Consider the following 454-nt stretch of genomic DNA (forward strand, 5'->3'; position numbering starts at 1 on the left):
CAACTGCGCACGCAAAATAGTCTCTCTCCTCAGAACGCTGCCAAACTCGGCCAAAGTATTGCAAGCTCGTGGGAACGATCAGCTTCTGCTGCGATTCCTAAAGAACGATTTGCAGCACCTCTACTCGAAAGAAAATCTGCTTCACAAAATGCTTTAGATCTGGCACTAAGCCAGTGTGCTGATGACCTACGTCATATTGCAGAGCAGTCTTCTATGGTTATTGCTGTGGGTGATATCGGCAGTACCATTATCTGGACAGCCTCAAGTGCTCAAATGCAGAGTGCTGCTGAACGTGTACATTTTGTACAAGGTGGTCAATGGCGTGAAGAATTTGTAGGTACGAATGCATTAGCGTTATCTTTAAAAACTCAACAATCAAGTTGTGTTTTTTCCAATGAACATTATATGGAGTCGATTCACGATTGGGTTTGTTATGCAGCACCCATTATCGATC

Annotated in this window: 1 pseudogene; it reads left to right on the forward strand. The window is 43.8% G+C overall.

Annotation, left to right across the window (positions count from 1 at the left end):
• Positions 1 to 454, forward strand: a pseudogene (locus C6366_RS18655) (hypothetical protein); the annotation flags it as partial.

It is taken from the genome of Desulfonatronum sp. SC1 (assembly GCF_003046795.1).
GTDB lineage: Bacteria > Desulfobacterota > Desulfovibrionia > Desulfovibrionales > Desulfonatronaceae > Desulfonatronum.